The 20243-nt window shown below is 72.8% G+C and carries 21 protein-coding genes; 4 read left to right on the plus strand and 17 right to left on the minus strand.

What is annotated here, in order from left to right; translation table 11 throughout:
- Position 1 precedes the first annotated feature (1 nt).
- The 10 genes from EDM22_RS13405 to EDM22_RS13450 are packed head-to-tail and all read right to left on the minus strand — an operon-like array spanning position 2 to position 9414.
- Entirely contained in the window at positions 2 to 775 is a 774-nt protein-coding gene (locus EDM22_RS13405; protein ID WP_122937591.1) for a CoA transferase subunit A, read from the minus strand.
- Positions 772 to 1695, minus strand: coding sequence for an alpha/beta fold hydrolase (locus tag EDM22_RS13410; RefSeq protein ID WP_245989377.1), 924 nt, complete (start codon positions 1693 to 1695; stop codon positions 772 to 774). Before EDM22_RS13410 ends, EDM22_RS13405 begins: the two co-directional genes overlap by 4 nt.
- Positions 1692 to 2438 (minus strand): 3-hydroxybutyrate dehydrogenase, encoded by a 747-nt coding sequence (locus tag EDM22_RS13415; protein WP_122937593.1) that lies wholly within the window; start codon positions 2436 to 2438, stop codon positions 1692 to 1694. The genes EDM22_RS13410 and EDM22_RS13415 overlap by 4 nt, the downstream gene beginning before the upstream one ends.
- Positions 2435 to 3103, minus strand: a complete 669-nt coding sequence (locus EDM22_RS13420; RefSeq protein WP_122937594.1) for a TetR/AcrR family transcriptional regulator — start codon at positions 3101 to 3103, stop codon at positions 2435 to 2437. The genes EDM22_RS13415 and EDM22_RS13420 overlap by 4 nt, the downstream gene beginning before the upstream one ends.
- Positions 3100 to 4701, minus strand: coding sequence for an AMP-binding protein (locus EDM22_RS13425; protein ID WP_122937595.1), 1602 nt, complete (start codon positions 4699 to 4701; stop codon positions 3100 to 3102). The genes EDM22_RS13420 and EDM22_RS13425 overlap by 4 nt, the downstream gene beginning before the upstream one ends.
- The gene (locus tag EDM22_RS13430; RefSeq protein ID WP_122937596.1) at positions 4694 to 5779 is read right to left on the minus strand and encodes a branched-chain amino acid ABC transporter permease; all 1086 of its coding nucleotides are present in this window, start codon (positions 5777 to 5779) and stop codon (positions 4694 to 4696) included. Before EDM22_RS13430 ends, EDM22_RS13425 begins: the two co-directional genes overlap by 8 nt.
- Positions 5776 to 6651, minus strand: coding sequence for a branched-chain amino acid ABC transporter permease (locus EDM22_RS13435; protein WP_122937597.1), 876 nt, complete (start codon positions 6649 to 6651; stop codon positions 5776 to 5778). Before EDM22_RS13435 ends, EDM22_RS13430 begins: the two co-directional genes overlap by 4 nt.
- A complete protein-coding gene (locus tag EDM22_RS13440; RefSeq protein ID WP_122937598.1) occupies positions 6651 to 7403 on the minus strand; it encodes an ABC transporter ATP-binding protein in 753 nt (250 codons plus the stop codon). Before EDM22_RS13440 ends, EDM22_RS13435 begins: the two co-directional genes overlap by 1 nt.
- Entirely contained in the window at positions 7400 to 8155 is a 756-nt protein-coding gene (locus tag EDM22_RS13445; RefSeq protein ID WP_122937599.1) for an ABC transporter ATP-binding protein, read from the minus strand. Before EDM22_RS13445 ends, EDM22_RS13440 begins: the two co-directional genes overlap by 4 nt.
- A 59-nt stretch (positions 8156 to 8214) precedes the next feature.
- Positions 8215 to 9414 carry a substrate-binding domain-containing protein gene (locus tag EDM22_RS13450; protein ID WP_122937600.1) on the minus strand — a complete coding sequence of 400 codons (1200 nt, stop codon included), beginning with the start codon at positions 9412 to 9414 and terminating at the stop codon, positions 8215 to 8217.
- Positions 9415 to 9530: 116 nt separating this feature from the next.
- Between EDM22_RS13450 and EDM22_RS13455 the strand changes: the two genes are divergently transcribed.
- Both EDM22_RS13455 and EDM22_RS13460 read left to right on the plus strand, forming a co-directional pair.
- Positions 9531 to 10715, plus strand: a complete 1185-nt coding sequence (locus EDM22_RS13455) for an acetyl-CoA C-acetyltransferase (RefSeq protein ID WP_122937601.1) — start codon at positions 9531 to 9533, stop codon at positions 10713 to 10715.
- A gap of 112 nt (positions 10716 to 10827) precedes the next feature.
- Complete coding sequence (locus tag EDM22_RS13460) at positions 10828 to 12150, plus strand: low temperature requirement protein A (protein ID WP_212591952.1); 1323 nt, start codon at positions 10828 to 10830, stop codon at positions 12148 to 12150.
- A gap of 51 nt (positions 12151 to 12201) precedes the next feature.
- Here EDM22_RS13460 and EDM22_RS13465 read toward each other — a convergent pair whose 3' ends face one another.
- From EDM22_RS13465 to EDM22_RS13490, 6 genes are all read right to left on the minus strand, one after another.
- Positions 12202 to 12498, minus strand: a complete 297-nt coding sequence (locus tag EDM22_RS13465) for an SHOCT domain-containing protein (protein ID WP_122937602.1) — start codon at positions 12496 to 12498, stop codon at positions 12202 to 12204.
- Positions 12499 to 12625: 127 nt separating this feature from the next.
- On the minus strand, positions 12626 to 13291 hold the full coding sequence (locus EDM22_RS13470; RefSeq protein WP_122937619.1) for a response regulator: 666 nt from the start codon (positions 13289 to 13291) through the stop codon (positions 12626 to 12628).
- A complete protein-coding gene (locus EDM22_RS13475; RefSeq protein ID WP_138708093.1) occupies positions 13288 to 14454 on the minus strand; it encodes a sensor histidine kinase in 1167 nt (388 codons plus the stop codon). Before EDM22_RS13475 ends, EDM22_RS13470 begins: the two co-directional genes overlap by 4 nt.
- Before the next feature lie 100 nt (positions 14455 to 14554).
- Positions 14555 to 15880: a M50 family metallopeptidase gene (locus EDM22_RS13480; protein WP_245989378.1), complete on the minus strand. Its 1326-nt coding sequence runs from the start codon at positions 15878 to 15880 to the stop codon at positions 14555 to 14557.
- A 121-nt stretch (positions 15881 to 16001) separates the two neighbouring features.
- Positions 16002 to 17087, minus strand: coding sequence for a 1-deoxy-D-xylulose-5-phosphate reductoisomerase (gene dxr, locus EDM22_RS13485; protein WP_122937605.1), 1086 nt, complete (start codon positions 17085 to 17087; stop codon positions 16002 to 16004).
- 48 nt (positions 17088 to 17135) lie between these two features.
- Positions 17136 to 17774 carry a hypothetical protein gene (locus EDM22_RS13490; protein WP_122937606.1) on the minus strand — a complete coding sequence of 213 codons (639 nt, stop codon included), beginning with the start codon at positions 17772 to 17774 and terminating at the stop codon, positions 17136 to 17138.
- Between the two features lie 106 nt (positions 17775 to 17880).
- On the opposite strand from EDM22_RS13490, the gene EDM22_RS13495 reads away from it, so the two are divergent.
- The gene (locus tag EDM22_RS13495; RefSeq protein WP_122937607.1) at positions 17881 to 18642 is read left to right on the plus strand and encodes a lysophospholipid acyltransferase family protein; all 762 of its coding nucleotides are present in this window, start codon (positions 17881 to 17883) and stop codon (positions 18640 to 18642) included.
- Between the two features lie 127 nt (positions 18643 to 18769).
- A complete protein-coding gene (locus tag EDM22_RS13500) occupies positions 18770 to 19711 on the plus strand; it encodes a hypothetical protein (RefSeq protein WP_138708094.1) in 942 nt (313 codons plus the stop codon).
- Positions 19712 to 19723: 12 nt separating this feature from the next.
- Here the strand turns inward: EDM22_RS13500 and EDM22_RS13505 are convergent, their stop codons facing one another.
- Positions 19724 to 20239, minus strand: a complete 516-nt coding sequence (locus tag EDM22_RS13505) for an OsmC family protein (protein WP_122937609.1) — start codon at positions 20237 to 20239, stop codon at positions 19724 to 19726.
- Positions 20240 to 20243: the final 4 nt, after the last annotated feature.

Below are 20243 nucleotides of genomic sequence, written 5' to 3' on the forward strand. Positions count from 1 at the left end.
GTCAGTTCCCCTCTCGCACGGTGCGGCGTTCGATGCGCTTCTCGATGTCGGTGCCCACCTCGACGACGCGGTCGACGAAGATGCCGGGCAGGTGCACGTGGTCGGGGTCGATCTCGCCGGGCTCGACGAGTTGTTCGACCTGGGCGATGCACACCCGCCCGGCCATCGCCGCGAGCGGCGAGAAGTTGCGGGCCGACTTGTCGAACACGAGGTTGCCGTGCCGGTCGCCCCGCAGGGCGTGCACGAGCGCGAAGTCGGTCGTGATGGCCTCCTCGAGCACGAACTCGCGCTCCTCGCCGCGCACCGTGAAGGACTGCACGGGCTTGGCGGGGCTCGCGACGGCGATGGTGCCGTCGGCGTGGTAGCGGCGCGGCAGTCCGCCCTCGGCGACCTGGGTGCCCACGCCCGTCTGCGTGTAGAACGCGGCGATGCCGGCGCCGCCGGCGCGGAGCTTCTCGGCGAGCGTGCCCTGCGGCGTGAGCTCGAGCTCGAGTTCGCCCGAGAGGTACTGCCGCTCGAACTCCTTGTTCTCCCCCACGTACGACGACGTCATCTTGCGGATGAGCCCGGCGCCGAGCAGCACGCCCAGCCCCCAGTCGTCGACGCCGCAGTTGTTCGAGACGACCGAGAGCTCGCCCACCCGGCGTTCGAGCAGCGCCTGGATGAGCACCATCGGGATGCCGCAGAGGCCGAAGCCCCCCACGGCCAGCGAGGCCCCTTGCGGGATGTCGGCGACCGCCTCGTGGGCGGAGCCGATCGTCTTGTCGAGTGTCATGGTGCGACCTCCTTGTCGGCAGCGGTGACGGATGCCGCGACGCGCCCCTCGGCGAGCCGCGTGGCGAGCACGGACACCACGTGGCCCGCGCCCTCCTCCGTCATGATGATCGTGTAGTGGTTCACGTCGGGGACCTCGTGGCGCCGGAGCGTCGGCATCCGGCGCTCCCATTCGTCGACGTGCTCGGGCGGATAGAGGGCCTCGGGCTGGTCGAGGAGCCCGCGCTGCGCCCGGAGGAAGTCCACGGGGCCCGGGAGCCCCAGGAGTTCCTCGAGGTAGCCGTCGGATCCGTCGAGCTCGAGCACGTTGACGGCCACGGCGTCGGGGTTCGCCGACGGGCGGAGGGCGGGCGGCTCGCCGTCGAGGTCGTAGGCGACGTAGTCGGCGATCGCGTCGTTCCACGCGGGCCCGAGCGCCGGATGCCGCCGCCAGAAGCCGGCGTAGGCGTCGGCATCGGGGAAGGTCATCGCGAGCCGCTCCAGCGCGGGACCGAGCGTGGCCTGTGCGACCTGGTCGGCCGCGAGGCCCTCGGGGTGCGGGATGGGCAGGCCGCCGTCGATGAGCACGACGCCCGCGACCCGGTCGGGGTGGGCGGCCGCGAAGCGCACGGTGACGAACGCCCCCATGGAGTGGCCGACGACGAGCGCGCGGTCGACGCCGAGGCCGTCGAGGAGGTACGCGAGGTCGTCGGCATGGTCGCGCAGCGTGTACGGCCCCGGGAGTCCGTTCGAGCGGCCGCGCCCCCGCAGGTCGGGGGCGACGACGCGCGCGTCGAGCGCCTCGGCGACCGGCCGCCAGGACCGGTGGGTGGCGGTGATGCCGTGCACGGCGAGGAGCGGGAGGCCGGCGGCATCCGCTCGCCACTGCCCGCCCGCGAGCGAGCCGCCGCGGACCGGCACCGAGAAGGGCGTGAGGGTCATCGTGCGCTCCATCCGCCGTCCATCGTGTAGCTCGCACCAGTGACCATGCGGGCGTCGTCGCCCGCGAGCCAGCGCACGAGGCTCGCGACCTCGGTGGGCTCCACGAGGCGCTTGATCGCGGACTCGGTGAGCATGACCTTCTCGACCACGTCCTCCTCGGGGATGCCGTGCAGCCTGGCCTGGTCGGCGATCTGCTTCTCGACGAGCGGGGTGCGCACGTAGCCGGGATTCACGCAGTTCGAGGTCACGCCGTGCGGGCCGCCCTCGAGTGCCGTGACCTTCGACAGGCCCTCGAGTCCGTGCTTGGCCGATACGTACGCCGCCTTGTACGGCGACGCGCGCAGGCCGTGCACGCTCGACACGTTGATGACGCGCCCGAAGCCGCGCTCGTACATGCCGGGCAGCGCGGCCCGGATGAGCAGGAACGGCGCCTCGAGCATGACGCGCAGGAGGAGCGAGAACCGCTCGGGCTCGAACTCCTCGATGGGTCGCACGTGCTGCAGGCCGGCGTTGTTCACGAGGATGTCGACGTCGAGCTCGTGCTCGGCAAGCGCCGCGGTGTCGCCCAGGTCGACCGCCCACGCGTCGCCGCCGAGGCGCTCGGCCACCCCGCGGGCGGCGTCGCCGTTCAGGTCGGCGATCGTCACGTGCGCCCCCGCGCCCGCGAGCGCCTCGGCGCAGGCGAGGCCGATGCCGCTCGCCCCGCCGGTCACGATCGCACGGCGCCCCGTGAGCTCCGTCATGCTTCCTCCTCGTTCGTCGTTCCCCAGTCGGGGCGTCCCAGCGCGCCGCCGATGAACCGCATCATCTCGTCGAGCACGTGCTCGGGCACGGCGCTCGTGCCCGAGGCCGTCGGGTCGGCGCCGTCGCCCGGCTCGCCGTTCGCGGCGTCGCCCCACAGCACCCAGCGCATGCCGATCATCTCGCCGACCCCCATGAGCGCCCATGCGGCGACGGTGGGGTCGATGTCGCCGATCTCGCCGTCCTCCTGGGCCTGGGTCAGGCCGTCGATGTAGCCCTCGACGATGCGCGTGTAGTGCATCCGCAGCGCCTCGGGCGAGACGAACTCCGCCTCGCGCACCACCCGGTACAGGGCGGGATGCTCCGCCGTGAATCGGAAGAACGCCGCGAATCCCGCGCGCTCCGCCGCCAGCCGGGTGCCGGCCCCGCGGGCGCCTTCGCTCATCGCGAGGCGCACCCGGTGGTTGAGGTCCTCGACGAGCTCGTTGAACACGTCGAGCTTCGAGTCGAAGTAGAGGTAGAAGGTTCCCTGGCCCACGCCCGCCCGCTCGGTGATGCGCGAGACGGATGACTCGGTGTAGCCGTGCGCGGCGAACTCGTGCTCGGCGGCCTCGAGCAGCTTGCGGCGGGTCTTCTCGCCGCGGGCCGTGCGGGGTGCGGCGCTCACCGGGGCACCTCCCGCGCGGTGCCTGCAGATGCGGTGGCGGCGTCGGCCGAGGCCCGCTCCACCTCGGCGAGTCGCGCGGCGCGCTCCGCGAGCACCCGGCGCAGGGCCTTCGCCGCCGTCGAGCGCGGGATCTCGTCGATGAAGTGCACGTCACGGGGGACCTTGTAGCCCGCGAGCGAGCGACGGGCGAACTCCGCGAGCTCCGCGGCATCCGTGATCGCCCCCGGCCGCAGCACGACCCAGGCCGAGCCGGCCTCGCCCCAGCGCTCGTCGGGCACGCCCACGACCGCGACGTCGGCGACCGCGGGGTGACCCATGAGCACGGCTTCGACCTCGGCGGGCGCGACGCCCTCGCCGCCCGAGATGTAGAGGTCCTTCAGCCGGTCGACGATCGTGAAGTAGCCGTCGGCGTCGCGGCGCACGAGGTCGCCCGTGTGCAGCCAGCCGCCGCGGAGCGCCTCCGCCGTGGCCTCGGGGTCGCGGAAGTAGCCGGCGAACACGCCGGGCCCGCGCACGAGCAGCTCGCCCTCGGCCTCGCCGTCGAGCAGTTCGCCCGTGACGGCGTCGGCGACCGCGACGTCGACGTGCGCGTAGGGCACGCCGGCCGAGCCGACGCGGTGGCGGGCCTCGTCGTCGGGCAGGCAGAGCACGTTGGGCGACGCCTCGGTGAGTCCGTAGCCCTGCGTGAGCGAGACGCCCCGCGCGTGCCAGGTGCGCAGGAGTGCCGGCGGCATCGGCGCTCCCCCGACCACGGCGTGGCCCAGGCTCGAAAGATCGGTCGCGCGGAAGTCGGGGTGCTGCGCGAGGAACAGGTAGTTCGCCGGCACCCCCATCATCGTCGTGATGCGGCGCTCCTGGATGAGGTGCAGCACGCGGCCCGGATCGAAGGTGCGCTCGAGCACGACGGTCGCGCCCGTCCACCAGGCCAGCAGCGGCTGGATGTTCCACCCGCCCACGTGGAACTGGGGCATGACCGCGAGCACGACGTCGTCGGTCGTGACGCCGATCGTCTTCGACAGCGAGAGGTTCGTCCAGAAGCAGTTCGCGTGGGTGAGCACGGCGCCCTTCGCCCGCGAGGTGGTGCCCGACGTGAAGACGATGAGCAGGGGGTCGTCGTCGGCGACGTCGCGCCGCGCGCGAGCGAGGCGGGCCGGGCCGGCCGGATGCGGCATCCGCTGCTCGATGCCGTGCGCGCCGAGCGGAGCGACGGGCACCCGCAGCGCCGCCACGCGCTCGAGCGTGGCCCTGGCGAGCGAGGCGAACTCGTCCTCGACGAGCAGGAGCGCGGGCTCCGCGATCTCGAGCTGCTCGGCGAGCTCGCGCGGCGACAGGCGCCACGAGAGCGGCACGAGCACGAGTCCCGCCTTGGCGCACGCGAAGAACAGCACGACCTGGTCGGCGCTGTTGCCGGTGAGCGTCACGACGCGGTCGCCGATCGCGTAGCCGTGAGTGCGGAACGCGTCGGCGAGGCGCTCGGCGCGGGCGTCGAGCTCGCGATAGGTGACCACCACGCCGCGGTCGTCGATCGCGACCCGTTCGGGCAGCGAACGGGCGCGGTCGGCGGTCCACCTGCCGAGGGTCGCGAGTCCGTCAGGCATCCGTCGCCTCCTTCGGCTCGACCGGGTCCTGGCGGGTGCCCGTCGCGATGCGCTTCGGGATGCCGGCGATGCCGCCGGGCAGGAAGAGCACGACGAGCACGAACAGCGTGCCCAGGATGAACAGCGGCTCGCTCAACGGCACCCGGAGCACGTCGGGCAACGCGGCGATCGCGTCGGAACCGGCGAGCGCCGTGAGCCGCTGGTCGAGCAGTGTGTAGACGATACCGCCCACGATGGCGCCCCATCGAGCGCCCACACCGCCGAGCACGACGATGACGAGCAGGGTGAGGGTGAAGTCCGCAGTCGCGACGCGCGGCGCGGCCCCCGACTGCAGCAGCAGGTAGCCCATGCCTGCGACGGCGGCGAGCACCGATGCGACGATGAAGACGAGCAGCTTCACGTCGTACGGCCGCAGGCCGATGACGCGTACCCGGAGCTCGTTCTCGCGCACGGCTTCGGCGACGTGCCCGGCGCGGCTGCGTTCGACCCAGAGCACCACGAGGTAGACGGCCACGAGGATGCCGAGCGCCATCCAGTAGAGGTTGCGGGTGTTCAGCACGCCCACGAGCCCGTCGGGCACGTGGGTGATGTCGAGCGGAAGCCCCTCGTCGCCGCCCGTCGTTGCGGCGTTGCGGCGGATGAGCACCGACCCCGCCTGCGCGAAGGCGAGCGTCACCATCGCGAACGAGATCCCGGTGACGCGCAGCGCGAGGGCGCCGACGGTCGCGGCGAGCACGAGCCCGAACACGAGCGTGGCGAGGATCGCGACGAGGAAGACGAGCTCGCTCGGCCACTCGGCCGGCGCGAGCAGTTCGAGGATCATCCCGAGGCCGTAGGCGCCCGCCGCGAAGAAGAGCGCATGCCCGAACGACAGCAGTCCCGCGAGGCCGAACATCATCCGGTAGCTGAGCGCGAGGGCAGCGATGAGCATGGCGAAGGCGAGCAGCTGCAGCGTGCCCGGCGTGTAGGTGGGGCCGGGCAGCACGCCGGGGACGTCCAGCGCGAGGAGCGGGAGGAGCGCGAGCGCCACGACGAGCGCGACGCCGCCGGCGACGAGGGCGAGGGTGCGACGGTTCATGCGGCCTTCCCCATCAGTCCACGCGGGCGCACGAGCAGCACCGCGGCGAGTGCGACGACGACGACGAGGTCGCCCGTGCCGCCGAGGTAGTAGTTCGCGAACTGCTGCAGCACGGCGACGAGCACCGAGGCGATCGCGGCGCCGGTGAGCGAGCCGAGCCCGCCGATGACGGTGACGATGAACGCGAAGATGAGCAGCACCGAGCCGAGGTGGGCGGAGACGTACCCGTAGTACACCGACGCGAGCACGCCGCCGAGGCCGGCCGCGGCGCCGCCGATCGCGAACACGAGCGTGAACGACCGTCGCACGTCGATGCCGAGCGCCGTGACCATGTGCCGGTTCTCGACGCCCGCGCGGATGATGAGGCCGTACCTGGTGCGGCGGAGGAAGAGCACGATCCCGCCGAGCACGAGCCCGGCGCACGCGATGAGCAGGAACCGGTCGTTCGGGATGCGGGCGCCGAGGATCTCCGTGGTCTCGGTGAGCCAGGCGGGCCGCTCGGTGTAGATCGGGTCGGTGCCCCAGATCCCCTCGAACAGGGCGACGCTCGCCAGCGCGATGCCCACGGTGACGAGGGCCTGCTCGATGTGCCGCTCGTAGAGGCGCCGGATGATGAGCAGCTCGGTGAGGGCCGCGACGACCGCCCCGACGACGATGCCGACGACCGCCGAGAGCGCGAGGCCCGTCCAGGTGCCGTCGGAGACGCGGCGCCCGACCTCCCAGCCGAGGAAGGCCGAGATCGTGAGGAACGAGCCGTGCGCGAAGTTGAGCACGCCCATGAGCCCGTAGATGAGCGAGAGCCCGCTCGCGACGAGGAAGTAGAGAGCCCCGAGTCCGAGGCCGGTGATGAGGAGGAGGACCACGGTGTCCATCAGGCGGCTTCGCTCGCGTCGTGCACGCCGAGGAGCCGCTGGACGCGCTCCTCGTCGTCGAGCAGTTCGGATGCCGCGCCCGCGAACACCACGCGTCCGCCCGAGAGCACGACGACGCGGTCGGCGAGGGCGCGGATGACATGCAGGTTCTGCTCGACGAGGAGGATCGGCACGGTGCGCGCCGCCTCCCCGAGGGCGGCGGCCACCTCGTCGACGATGCGCGGCGCGAGTCCCTTGGTGGGCTCGTCGACGAGCAGCAGCCGGTTCTCGTTCACGAGGGCCCTCGCGAGCGACACCATCTGCTGCTGGCCGCCCGAGAGGGTGCCCGCCCGTTGGTCGCGGCGGGCTACGAGGTCGGGGAAGAGCCGGGCGATGAACTCGCGCCGGGGCGCGGCGTCGCGCTCGGCGAGGCGCAGGTTCTCGGCGACCGTCAGCCCCGCGAAGACCTCGCGGTCCTCCGGCACGTAGCCCACGCCGAACTGCACGATGCGGTGCGTCGGCATCGCGTCGATGCGGATGCCGCCGAGCTCGACCGACCCCGTGCGCTCGATGAGGCCGAGGATCGAGCGGATCGTCGACGTCTTGCCGACGCCGTTGCGGCCGAGGAGGGCCGTGACGCCCGTCGCGGGCACCTCGAACGAGACGTCCTCGATCACGGTCTGGCCAGTGATGCGGCCGGTGAGTCCGGCGACGCGGAGGATCGGCCCGGCGCCCGGGGCGGGGCGAGCACTGGCGTCGGATGCGGCGGTCACACGCTCTCCCCGAGGTAGGCGGACTGCACGGTCGGGTTCGCCATGACGGCCTCCGGGGTGTCGACGGCGAGCAGCTCGCCGTGGTGCATGACGGCGACGCGATCGGCGAGGCCGAGCACGACGTCCATGTGGTGCTCGACCATGAGCACGGTGCGGCCGCCGCGGTGGAGCGCGCGGATGACCTCGGTGAGGGCGGGCACGTCGGCCGATCCGACACCCGCCATGGGCTCGTCGAGCAGGATGACGCGCGGTTCCATCGCGATGAGCATCGCGATCTCGACCTTGCGCTTCTCCCCATGGGCGAGCCCGGATGCCTCGGCACCGGCGCGGTGCGCCATGCCGACCTCCTCGAGCGCCGCCCGGGCGCGCGCCGTCGCCGCATCCGTGCGCCGCGGGGCGCGGAACACGGATGCAGCGCCGCCGAGGTGCGCCTGCGCGGCGAGCCGCACGTTCTCGAGCACGCCGAGCGTCGGGAACAGGCTCGACGTCTGGAACGTGCGGCCGAGCCCTGCCGCGGCACGCCGGTGCACGGGCTCGGTCGTCACGTCCTGCCCGCCGAGCCGCACGACGCCCTCGGTGGGCTTCGCGACACCCGAGATGACGTTGAAGAGCGTCGTCTTTCCGGCGCCGTTGGGGCCGATCACCCCGACGAGCTCGCCGGACGGCACGCGCAGCGACACGTCCCGGAGGATGCGCGCTCCGCCGATGCGGAGTCCGATGCGCTCGAGCTCGAGCGCCGGGTGGTCGGTCATGGTGGGCCTGTCGTCCTGTTCGTGGTCGGTGCGGCGAGGGGGTCGGCGGATGCCGCGGATCAGCCCGCGACGGGCGGGGCCACGGTCTCCGCGTCGACGGTGTCGACGAGCTCGGGCACCCAGTCGGCGCCGTCCTGCACCAGCTTGACCTGGAACATCGGCTGCAGGAGCGCGTGGTCCTCGGCGCGCACGGTGAGCTCGCCCTTGACCGAGTCGAAGGTCCAGCCCTCGAGCGCGTCGACCATGCCGTCGACGCTGTCGCCGCCCTCGCGCACGGCCTGCACGATCATCTGCGCGGCGACGAAGCCGTCGGCCGAGAAGAGGTCGGGCTCGGCGCCCGCGGCCTCGAGGTGCTCGATCATGGCCGCCTCGACGTCGGTGCCGGCGGCACCGCCGAAGTAGTGGTTGAGGAACGAGATGTCGCCCGACGCGTCGCCGTAGGCGTTGTAGGTGGCGACGTCGCCGAGCCCGGTCACGACGGGGGCGGCGTCGAACACGCCCTGCTGCGAGAGGGCGGTCCACATCGCGCCCGACGAGGCGCCGGCCCACGCGACGAACACGAGGTCGGGCTGCGCCGCGATGAGCTGCTGCGCGAACGGGGTGAACTCGGTCGCGTCCTCCGCGACGAGCACGCCGTCGACCGTGGCGCCCGCACTGCCGAGCACGGCCTGCACGGCGGCGAGGTTGCCCTGGCCGAACGCGTTGTCCTGCGCGAACACCACGACCTTTTTGCCGGCCGGGTCGCCGATGAAGGTGCCGGCGGTCGCGACGTCCTGGTAGGTCTGGCGGCCCGAGCGGAAGGTGTAGTCGTTGACGCCCGTGATGGCGTCCGCCGCGGCGGGGCCCGAGATGTAGAGGACCTTGTTCTGTGCGGCCTGCTCGGCGAGCGTGGTGGCGATGCCCGAGACGACGGTGCCCGCGAGGATCTGCGTGCCTTGGCCGATGAGGTCCTTCGCCTTGGCGACGGCCGTGTCGGGATTGCCCTGGTCGTCCTCCCAGGTGATGTCGAGCGGGCGGCCGTCGACCTCTCCGGTGCCGTCGGTCGCGTAGTCGAGACCCGCCTCGAAGCCGGCGGTGTACGCCTCGGCGTACGCGGCGAGCGGACCGGTCTGCGAGGTGATCATGCCGATGGCGACGGGGCTGCCTTCCGCGTCGGCGTCCGAGCCGCCTCCGGCGGCGGTGGTCGGCGCGCAGCCGACGAGGGCGATGGCCGCGGCGGCGATGAACGCCGGCGCGAGGTACTTCCGTGTACTCCGCATCAATGAGCCTCTCTGGTGACGACGGTGTCAAACCTGACAGGTGGTTCAGGTCTCAGGATCGTACAATAGAGTCGTTGCGGCATCTCACGCAACCCGAGACGAAGGAGTCCGACCCGATGAGCTTTCCCGACGTCGTCATCATCGCCGGCGCACGCACCCCATTCGGCCGTATCAACGGCAACCTCGCGAGCCGGTCGGCCGTCGAGCTCGGCACGGTCGCGATCCGCGGCGCGCTCGAGAAGGCGGGCGTCTCCCCCGACGACGTCGACGCCGTGATCATGGGCCAGGTGCTGCAGGCCGGCGCCGGCCAGAACCCCGCGAAGCAGTCGGCGGTCGCCGCCGGCATCCCGTGGCGCGTCCCCGCCATCACGCTCAACAAGGTGTGCCTCTCGGGGCTCGTCGCCATCACGGATGCGGCGCGCCTCATCCGCCTCGGCGAGGCATCCGTCGTCGTCGCCGGCGGCCAGGAGTCGATGACGCAGGCGCCGCACCTGCTGCCGAACTCCCGCGCCGGGCACCTGTACGGCAGCGTCGAACTGCTCGACCACGCCGCGAACGACGGCCTCACCGACGCGTTCGACCACGAGTCGATGGGCGCCTCGACCGAGCGCTTCAACGGCCGCTACGGCCTCACCCGCGCCGAGCAGGACGAGGTGGCGGCCGGTTCGCACGCCCGCGCGGGCGCGGCCCAGGCCGACGGCGTGTTCGACGACGAGATCGTCGCCGTCGAGATCCCGCAGCGCAAGGGCGACCCGGTCTTCGTCGAGATCGACGAGGGCGTGCGCCCCGGCTCGACCGTCGAGGTGCTCGGCAGGCTGCGGCCCGCCTTCGTCGAGGGCGGCACCATCACGGCCGGCAACTCCTCGCCGATCTCCGACGGCGCCGCGGCCGTCGTCGTGGCCAGCCGCGAGTGGGCCGAGTCGCACGGATTGCAGTGGCTCGCGCTCATCGGCTCCTCCGGCCAGGTCGCCGGGCCCGACAACTCGCTGCACTCGCAGCCGGCGAACGCGATCGGCGCGGCGCTCGTGCGCGAGGGCTGGGAGGCGGCAGACCTCGACGTCGTCGAGATCAACGAGGCCTTCGCCGCCGTCTCGGTGCAGTCCGCCCGGGAGCTCGGCGTCGACCTCGAGCGCGTCAACGTGCACGGCGGCGCGATCGCGCTCGGCCACCCCATCGGCGCCTCCGGGGCGCGGCTCGCCCTGCACGCCGCCCTCGAGCTGAGCCGGCGCGGCGGCGGTCGCGCGGCCGTCGCCCTCTGCGGCGGCGGCGGCCAGGGCGAGGCCCTCCTGCTCTCGCGCTGACGCCGCGAACTGCTCCGCCCGGCGGCGACGTCCGCCGGGCGGCCCCGTCGCGCCCGCGCTGTGACACCATGTCATCACCGCGGCGGGCGCGACGGGGACTGAGGGAGCGAGCATGACCGAGACCAAGCCGGATGCTTCGGCGCACGCCGAGCCGAGCGCGCAGCCGCGGCTCGACCACCGTCTGCGACGCATGTCGGGGCGCGACCCCGACGAGACCCACCGCGCGGCCACGCCGCTCGAGCTGCTGTTCGACCTCACCTTCGTGATCGCGTTCAGCCAGGCGGGCAGCCAGGCGGCGCACCTGCTCGAACTCGGCCACTTCGCACCCGCCCTCATCGCCTTCTCGTTCGCGGTGTTCGCGATCAGCTGGGCGTGGATCAACTACTCGTGGCTCGCCTCCGCCTACGACAACGACGACGTCTACTTCCGCGTCGCCACCATGGTGGCGATGGTCGGCGTCATCCTCATCGCGCTCGGCATGCCCGAGTTCTTCAAGTCGATCGACACCGGCAGCAATGTCGACAACCGCGTGATGGTCGCCGGCTACATCGTGATGCGCGTCGCGACGATCGCACTCTGGGTGCGGGCGGCACGGCACGATCCCGCCCATCGGCGCGCGGCGCTCACATACGTCGTGGTCGTCTCGATCGCACAGGTCGGCTGGATCCTGCTCGTGATGGCCTGGCTGCCCCTCGGTCCGACCCTCGCGATCTCGGCGGTGCTCATCCTCTTCGAGCTCGCGGGCCCGGTGATCGCGGAGTCGCGCGACGGCGGCACGCCGTGGCATCCGCACCACATCGCCGAGCGCTACGGGCTGCTCGTGATCATCACCCTCGGCGAGGTCGTGCTCGGCACCATCCTCGCGGTCTCGGCGGTCGTCGAGGAGCAGGGCTGGGATGTCGACGCCGGACTCGTGGCATTCGGCGGCACGATGCTCGCCTTCGGCATGTGGTGGGTGTACTTCACGATGCCGTCGGGCATCGTGCTCGCCCGGCACCGGCGCCGCGGCTTCGTCTGGGGCTACGGCCACATCGTCCTGTTCGGGTCGCTCGCCGCGACCGGGGCGGGCCTGCACGTCGCCGCGTACGTCATCGACGGCACCGCCCACATCGACGACGTGCAAGCGCTGCTGACCGTCGTCGTGCCCGTCGCGGTCTTCTCGGTGGCGCTCTTCACGCTCTACACCCTGCTGCTGAAGCAGTTCGACCCGTTCCACATCGGGCTCTTCCTCGGCAGCCTCGTGCCGCTCGGGCTCGCCGTCGCCGCGGTCGAGTCGGGCGCGAGCATGGCCACCGGGATCGCGGCCTGCGCCCTCTCGCCGATCGTCGTGATCGTCGGATTCGAGACCGTCGGTCACCGGCACCAGGCGGTCGCGCTCGAGCGCACGCTGGCCCTCGCTCCCGAGGTGGACACGCGCCTGTTCGGCCGCCGCTGAGACGGGCGAGGGGGCGGATGCCGCGGCATCCGCCCCCTCGTGTCGACCCCGCTAGGCGTTCGGCCGGTTCGCGCGCAGCACTTCGAGGCGCGCGCGGTACTCGGTCTCGTCGATGTCGCCCTTCGCGAACCGCTCGGAGAGCGTGGACTCGGCGCTCCCGCCGCGCGCCCACGGCGGGCCGTCGGCGCCGTCGGCCCAGGCGCGACGGCGGCCCCTGGTGACCAGGAAGATGATCAGCCCGATGACGAGGAACCAGAAGAGCGGGATGAGGAAGAAGACCCATCCGAACCCGGCCGCCCAGGGGCCGGGGTGGGTGACCACTGCGAGGGTGGTGAGGGTGGCGAGCATGAGGTGCGTCCCTTGATCGTGCGGCCCCGGATGAGCCGTCTGATCCCATGCTCGTGCGGCGGCGGCATCCGCGAATCCGCCCGGCGGAGACACCTGCACTGCTCCCGCGGAAGCAGTGCGGCCGGGATCACTCCTGCCAGCCGGGGGCCACGAGGCCGGACTCGTACGCGACGACGACGAGGTGCACTCGGTCGCGCGCGTGCAGCTTCGCCATGATGCGCGAGACGTGCGTCTTCGACGTGAGCGGACTCAGCACGAGCCGGGCCGCGATCTCGTCGTTCGTGAGGCCCTGGCCCACGAGCCGGAGCACCTCGCGCTCGCGGTCGGTGAGGGCGGCGAGCCGCGCCTCGTCGGGCGCGTCGCGGAGGCCCACCGCCATCCGCTCGAGGAGCCGCTTGGTGACGCCCGGCGAGAGCAGCGCCTCGCCGCTCGCGACCACGTGCACCGCTCGGATGAGGTCGACGGGCTCGGTGTCCTTCACGAGGAAGCCGCTCGCGCCCGCGCGCACGGCGCGGGCCACGTACTCGTCGAGCTCGAACGTCGTGACGATGACCACGCGCACGCCCGCGAGCGCCGGGTCGGCGGCGATCTGCTCGGTCGCCCAGAGGCCGTCGCCGCCCGGCATGCGGATGTCCATGAGCACGACGTCGACGGGCTCGCGGCGCACGAGCGCGAGGAGCTCCTCGCCGGTGGAGGCCTCGCCCACCACGTGGATGTCGTCCTCGGCGGCGAGGAGGGCACGGAACCCGGCACGCACGAGCACTTGGTCGTCGGCGAGCGCGACGCGGATCACGGCGACGCTCCCCACGGGAGGCGCGCGGTGACGCGGGTCCCGCCGAGTGACGACGGCCCGAGTTCGACGGATCCGCCGAGCAGCAGGGCCCGCTCGCGCATGCCGAGGATGCCGCCGCCCTCGTCGGCCGCGCCGATGCCGTGCCCGTCGTCGTCGACCGTGAGCTGCAGCTCGTCGCCGACGCGTTCGACGGTCACGACCGCTCGCGTCGCGCCGGCGTGCCGGACCACGTTCGTGAGCGCCTCCTGCGCGATGCGGTAGGCCGCGAACTGCACCGCCCGGCCCGGGGCGCCGTCGAGCCGGTCGACGAGGCTCGCCTCGAACCCCGGGGAACGCACGCCGCCGACGAGCCGCGGCAGCTCGGCGAGTTCCGCCTGCGGGGCGAGCGGCGCGTCCCCCTCGCTGCGGATCACGCCGAGCACGCTCCGCACCTCCTCCAGGGCGGTCTTCGAGGTGTCCTTGATGCTGCCGAGGGCGGTGCGGGCCTGCTCCGGGTCGCGGTCCATGAGGTGGAGCCCGACGCTCGCCTGCACGTTGATCTGCGAGAGGGCGTGCCCGATCACGTCGTGGAGCTCCCGGGCGATCCGCACGCGCTCCCGCTGCTCTGCGGTCTGCCGTCGCCGCGCCGCCTCCGCGCGGAACTCCGCCGCGCGCAGCCGACGCACGCTCACGAACGATCCGATGCCGAAGCACGCCGCGAGCAGCAGCGTCGTGAGCGCGATGCGGAACGGATGCCACGACAGGCCGAGGATCGCACCGAACACGATCGCCGAGCCCCACCCGACCACGACCGACACGACGGCCCAGACCAGGGCGCCCCGGGCCACCGCGAACACGATCGCGAACGCCAGCGCGAGGTAGGGCGGGCCGACGTCGGGCGCGAAGAGCACGTCGACGAGCGCGGCCGCCGAGACCGCCGCGACCGTCGGGCCGGGATACCGGCGCGACGCGAGGAGCGCGAGCGGCCCGATCGCCGCGAGCGCGACCTGGGCCAGGCCCGCCGCCCAGCCCACGTGGAGCCACGCCGCGATCGCGATGGCGGCCGGCACCTGCACGAGCAGGCTGATGACCACGGGCGCGAGGAGCACGAACCCGGCGGGGGGCCGGAATCGTTCAGGTCGTCCGTCCCAGCGGGGACGGCCGTCCCACTGCGGCACGGGCATCCCCCGATCGTAGTGCCGGCGCTCGCGCGCCGGATCGGCCCGCCGGAGGCTCACGCGTTACTCCACCGGGAGTAGCGCCCGACGATGATCCGCCCGCCGATCAGAAGAGCGTCACCGGCTTGACGATGTCGGCGTAGATCAGCAGCGCGCTCATGGCGCCGAGCACGATGACCACGCCGAAGGTGAGCGGCATGAGCTTCGCGAGGTCGACCGGCCCCGGATCGGGGCGCCGACGCAGCTTCGCGAAGCCGCGACGGATCGCCTCCCAGACGGCCCCCGCGACGTGACCGCCGTCGAGGGGGAGCAACGGGATGAGGTTGAACACGAAGAGCGCGATGTTGAGCGAGGCGATGATGCCGATGAGCCCGGCGGCCTTCGACGCGAGGGGCACCTCGTCGAGGCTCGCGATCTCGCCCGCGACCCGGCCCACGCCGACCACGCTGATCGGCCCGTTCGGGTCCCGCTCCCCCGGCCCGAACGCCGCGTTGGCGACGTCGACCATGCGCTGCGGGAGGTTCACGATGATCGCGCCGACGCCGACGATGTTCTCGCCGACGGCGGGCAGCACCGCCGTGACGGGCTGGCGCACCGTCTCGCTCGCGGGGCCGATGCCCACGAAGCCCACCTGCACGGTCACGGGGTCGCCCGCGGCATCCGTCACCACTGCGCCGTTCGCGTCGGTGGCGTACCGCTCGCTGAGCATCGGGGTGACCGTGAGGGTCTGCTTCTCGCCGTCGCGGATCACGACGACGTCGATGGACTCGTCGGGGTGGTCGCGGATGATCGCGGTGGACTCGTTCCACGTCCGGATCGCCTGCCCGTCGACGGACACGATGCGGTCGCCGGGCTGGAAGCCCGCGGCTGCGCCCGGAGCGGCCGGGTCGCCGGGCTCGCACGTCTGGCGCTCGCTCGTGGCGGGCAGTGCGCACGCCGAGACCGATCCGATCGTGGTCGAGGGCTGGCTCACGCCGAAGCCCATGAGCAGCACGCCGAAGAGCACGATCGCGAGCAGGAGGTTCATCGTCGGGCCGCCGAGCATCACGACGATGCGCTTCCACACCGGCAGACGGTAGAACGCGCGTTCCTCGTCGCCCGGGGTGATCGACTCGGAGCTCGAGTCCCGCGCGTCCTGCACCAGCCCGCGGAAGAAGCCCGTGCCCGAGGCGCTGACCTGCTCGCCCTTCCCGGGCGGGAACATCCCGATCATCGAGATGTAGCCGCCGAGCGGGATCGCCTTGAACCCGTACTCGGTCTCGCCGCGCCGGCGCGACCACACCGTGGGCCCGAAGCCGATCATGTACTGGGTGACCTTGACGCCGAACGCCTTCGCGGGCACCAGGTGCCCGATCTCGTGCAGGCCGATGGAGACGGCGAGGCCGACCACGATGATGACGACGCCGATCACGAAGGCGAGCACGGAATCCACCCCGCCAGCGTAGTGGCGGCTGCTTGGAGCCCGCTGGCGTTCGGCTGTGAGCCCGTTCGGCTGTGAGCCGTGGGGTGTCAGCCGTGGGCTCGCGCGCCGCCGGCCGCAGTCCGCGGCCGGCCTACCTCGCCGCGATGCGCACGTCGGCGGCGCGCCGCGCCGACCGCTCCGCCTCCGCGAGCGAGTCGACCGTGAGGGTCGCCGACCCCGGTTCGTGCGCCTCGACGACGGCGCGCACGGTGTCGACGATGTCGGTGAAGCCGATGCGCCCCGCGTGGAACGCCGCGACGGCCTGCTCGTTCGCCGCGTTGAAGACGGCCGGGTACTCGCCGCGGGCGCGGCCCACCTGCTTCGCGAGCTTCACCGCGGGGAACGCCTCCTCGTCGAGCGGCTCGAACGTCCACTGCTGCGGGGTCGTCCAGTCGAGCGGCCGGCCCGCCGCGGCGACGCGGTTCGGCCAGTCGAGGCCGAGCGAGATGGGCAGTCGCATGTCGGGCGGCGACGCCTGGGCGATCGTCGAGCCGTCGACGAACTCGACCATGGAGTGCACGATCGACTGCGGGTGCACGACCACGTCGATGCGGTCGTAGTCCACGTCGAAGAGCAGGTGCGCCTCGATGACCTCGAGGCCCTTGTTCACGAGCGTCGCCGAGTTGGTGGTGACCACGAGACCCATGTCCCAGGTGGGGTGGGCGAGCGCCTCGGCCGGGGTCACGCCGGCGAGCTGCTCGCGCCGACGACCGCGGAACGGGCCGCCTGACGCCGTCAGCACGAGACGGCGCACCTCTTGGTGCGTCCCCGAGCGAAGGGCCTGCGCGATGGCGGAGTGCTCCGAGTCGACGGGGACGATCTGGTCGGGCTGCGCGAGGCGCGTCACGAGGTCGCCGCCCACGATGAGCGACTCCTTGTTCGCGAGGGCGAGCGTCGCGCCGCGCTCGAGCGTCGCGAGCGTCGGACCGAGGCCGACCGATCCCGTGATGCCGTTCAGCACCACGTCGGCGTCGACATCGCGCACGAGCTGCTCCGCCTCCTCGATGCCGAGCGCCGTGTGCTCGACGCCGAACTCCGCGGCCTGCTGGTCGAGCAGGGCGCGGTTCGAGCCGACCGCGAGCCCGACGACGTCGAACCGCCGCGGGTTCGCGCGGATGACGTCGAGGGCCTGCGTGCCGATGGAGCCGGATGAGCCGAGGATGATGACGCTGCGCACGCCTCCACTGTAGGGCGGGCGCCCGGTCGCCGCCCGCTCGCCGCCCGCTCAGGCGAGCACGGCGACGGATGCCGCGCGATTGCCCGGCATCGAGAGGTCGTGGAATCGCACCTCGCGCCAGCGCGAGCCGAACTCGGGCGTCGTGCGCACGATCCGCCCGACGCCGCCGTCCTCGCCCGGGATGGAGAGCGCGAGCCGCGAGGGCTCGATGAAGTCGAGGTGACCCATCGCGCGCAGGAGCGCCGTCTTGCGGGCCCACAGCGTCGCCCGCACGAGCGCCCGTCGCGCGGGGTCGAGCGCGTCGAGCGCATCTCGCTCGAGCGTGTGGAACGCCGCCTCGTCGATCACGCGGCCGCTGTCGAGGGCCGCGGGCTCGATGCCGACGCCGAGCGGATGCCGCGTGCCGACCGCTGCGACGATCGCCCCGTCGGAGACCGCCACGTCGGCGTACCACGGCCGCCCCGACGGCGTCGTCGGATACACGACGGAGGGGCGCCCGTGCCGTGCGCCGCACACCGCGCACGCGTGGCTGAGCTCGACGTCGGCGGCCGGCACGCCCGCCGAGATCGCGAGGTGCTCGCGCAGGACCTCATCGGCGGAGGGAGGACGCCGGGACGCGGCGAGCACGAGCACGCGCGTGCCCGACTCCTCGAGTTCGAGGAGCTCCCCGTCGGCCACCGCACCCATGGCCCCATCCTCGCGCATGGCGGCCGGGATCCGCGTCACCCGGGACGGTGCGGACGCCCGGCTGAATATGCGCCTGCAGGCATGCCGCTGGGCGTAGCGTCGTCGGGTGAGCGAGATCGAGGCTGATGCCGTCCCCGCCCCGGCCGAGCGGCCGGGCCCCGTGTACACGATCGTCCGCGGCATCCTGCGCCCCCTGGTGCGTCTCGTCTACCGACCGAAGATCACCGGCTCGGAGCACGTGCCCAAGCGCGGGCCCGTCATCTTCGCGAGCAATCACCTGTCGTTCGTCGACAGCATCGTCATCCCCCTCGCGGCGCCGCGTCCCGTGCAGTTCCTCGCGAAGTCGCACTACTTCACCGGGAAGGGCCTGAAGGGCTGGGTCTCGCGCACCTTCTTCACCGCCATCGGCGCTGTCAGCGTCGAGCGCGGGGCGGGAGCCCAGGCGCAGGCCGCACTCGACCAGGGCCGGCGCATCCTCGAGTCGGGCAGCGCGTTCGCGCTCTACCCCGAGGGCACCCGTTCGCTCGACGGCCGCCTGTACCGCGGGCGCACGGGCGTCGCGTGGCTCGCCCTCACGACGGGCGCGGTCGTCGTGCCCGTCGGCCTCATCGGCACCCAGGAGATCCAGCCCGTCGGCGCGAAGCTCCCGCGCGTGCGCCCCGTCTCGGTGCGCTTCGGCGAGCCGATCGACCTGCGCCACCACGGCAACGCCACCTCCGGCCGGGCCCGCCGCGCCGCGACCGACGAGGTCATGGCGGCCATCCACGCCCTCAGCGGCCAGGAGCTCGCCGGCGCGTACAACGAGGCGCCGCCGCAGGGCACGCTCGCGAAGATCGCCGACCGCGTGGTTCCGCGGGAACGCGTCTGACCAGCCTCCGCCCGGGGTCCGAGCCGCTCCGGCGTCTCCCCGCGACGGGCGCCCGGCCGCGGGAAGTCATCCACACATGCACCCGATTCCCAGCGACCGCCTTGTCGCGGCCGGTATCGTCGCCCCGGTGAGCCCCGCGATGAAGCCGACGCCGAGCCGCGTGCGCACGATGATCGTGGCGCTCGCGGCATCCGTGCTGCTCGCAGTCACCGGCTGCACCGCAGAGCCGCGCACGACCGACGACACGCCCTGGGGCACCGGGGTCGACCGGCCCGAGCCCCCGACGAGCGAGTTCGATCCCGGCCTGATCGTGAGCGACGACAGCTTCTACGACGCGGGAGCGATGGACGAGGACCAGATCCAGGCGTTCCTCGAGTCCCGCCGCTGCGTGCCGCGCGACACCGCGCCGTGCCTCGACGACTACGCCGAGTCGACGCCCACGATCCCGGCGGTCGGCGGCCGCCACTGCGCGGAGTACCGCGGCGGCATCCGGGAGCGCGCGAGTCGCATCATCGAGAAGGTCGCAGCGGCCTGCGGAGTCAGCCCGCGCACCCTGCTCGTGCTGCTGCAGAAGGAGCAGTCGCTGCTCACCCGGCCGAGCCTCGCCGGCTACGAGCGTGCGACGGGCTACGGATGCCCCGACACCGCCGACTGCGAGCAGAAGTACTTCGGCTTCTTCAACCAGCTGTACAACGCCGCCTGGCAGTTCCGCCAGTACACCGAGGAACCCCAGCGCGCCTACCGGGTGGGCACGGTGCCGGTGCAGTTCAATCCGGATGCCGCGTGCGGCGCGTCGCCCGTCGACATCCGCAACCAGGCCACCGCGAACCTCTACAACTACACGCCGTACCAGCCGAGCGACGCGACCCTCGCGGATCCCGACGTCGGCGACGGCTGCTCGGCGTTCGGCAACCTCAACTTCTGGCGCATCTGGAACCGCTGGTTCGGCGACCCCACGGCCGAGCGCTACCCCGCCTTCTTCCCCTCGTGCCTGCGGCTCGTGGGCGGGCATCCCTGCCCCGATCCGGCGCCCACCGTGCCCGGGGTGGCGCCGCGGGCGACACCCTAGTCGCGCGACACCCTAGTCTCGCGATGCAGGGGCCGCATCCGCCCCGGTGTCGGCTCCGGCGATCAGGATCGTCGGCTCGTGGTGCACCGGGAACGCGACGGAGGCCGCGATGAAGCACTTCTCGGAAGCCTCGGCGTGGATCGCCGCCGCGAGCTCGGCCGTCGCGGCATCCGCCACCGTGACCCGGGGCCGCAGGGTGACCTCGGTGAAGGCACCGCCGCCGCGTCCGTCCTCCACCATGGTGCCGGTGGCCGCATCGGTGTAGGCGCGAACGACGACCCCGTGGTTGGTGGCGACGTGCAGGTACGAGAGCATGTGGCACTGGCTCAGCGCCGCGATGAGGAGCTCCTCGGGGTTCCAACGCTCGCGATCGCCGTGGAACACGCGGTCGCTCGAGCCCGCGATCTCGTGCAGCTTGCCGGCGACGCGCACGACGTGCCGGCGCCCGTATGCGCGGTACGACGCGGTGCCCTCGCCGCGATCGCCCTGCCACTCGACGTCGACCGCGTAGTGGTGCTCACCGAGCATCGTG

Origin of the sequence: Agromyces tardus, assembly GCF_003710805.1 — a bacterium.
In the GTDB taxonomy this organism is placed as follows: Bacteria; Actinomycetota; Actinomycetes; order Actinomycetales; family Microbacteriaceae; genus Agromyces; species Agromyces tardus.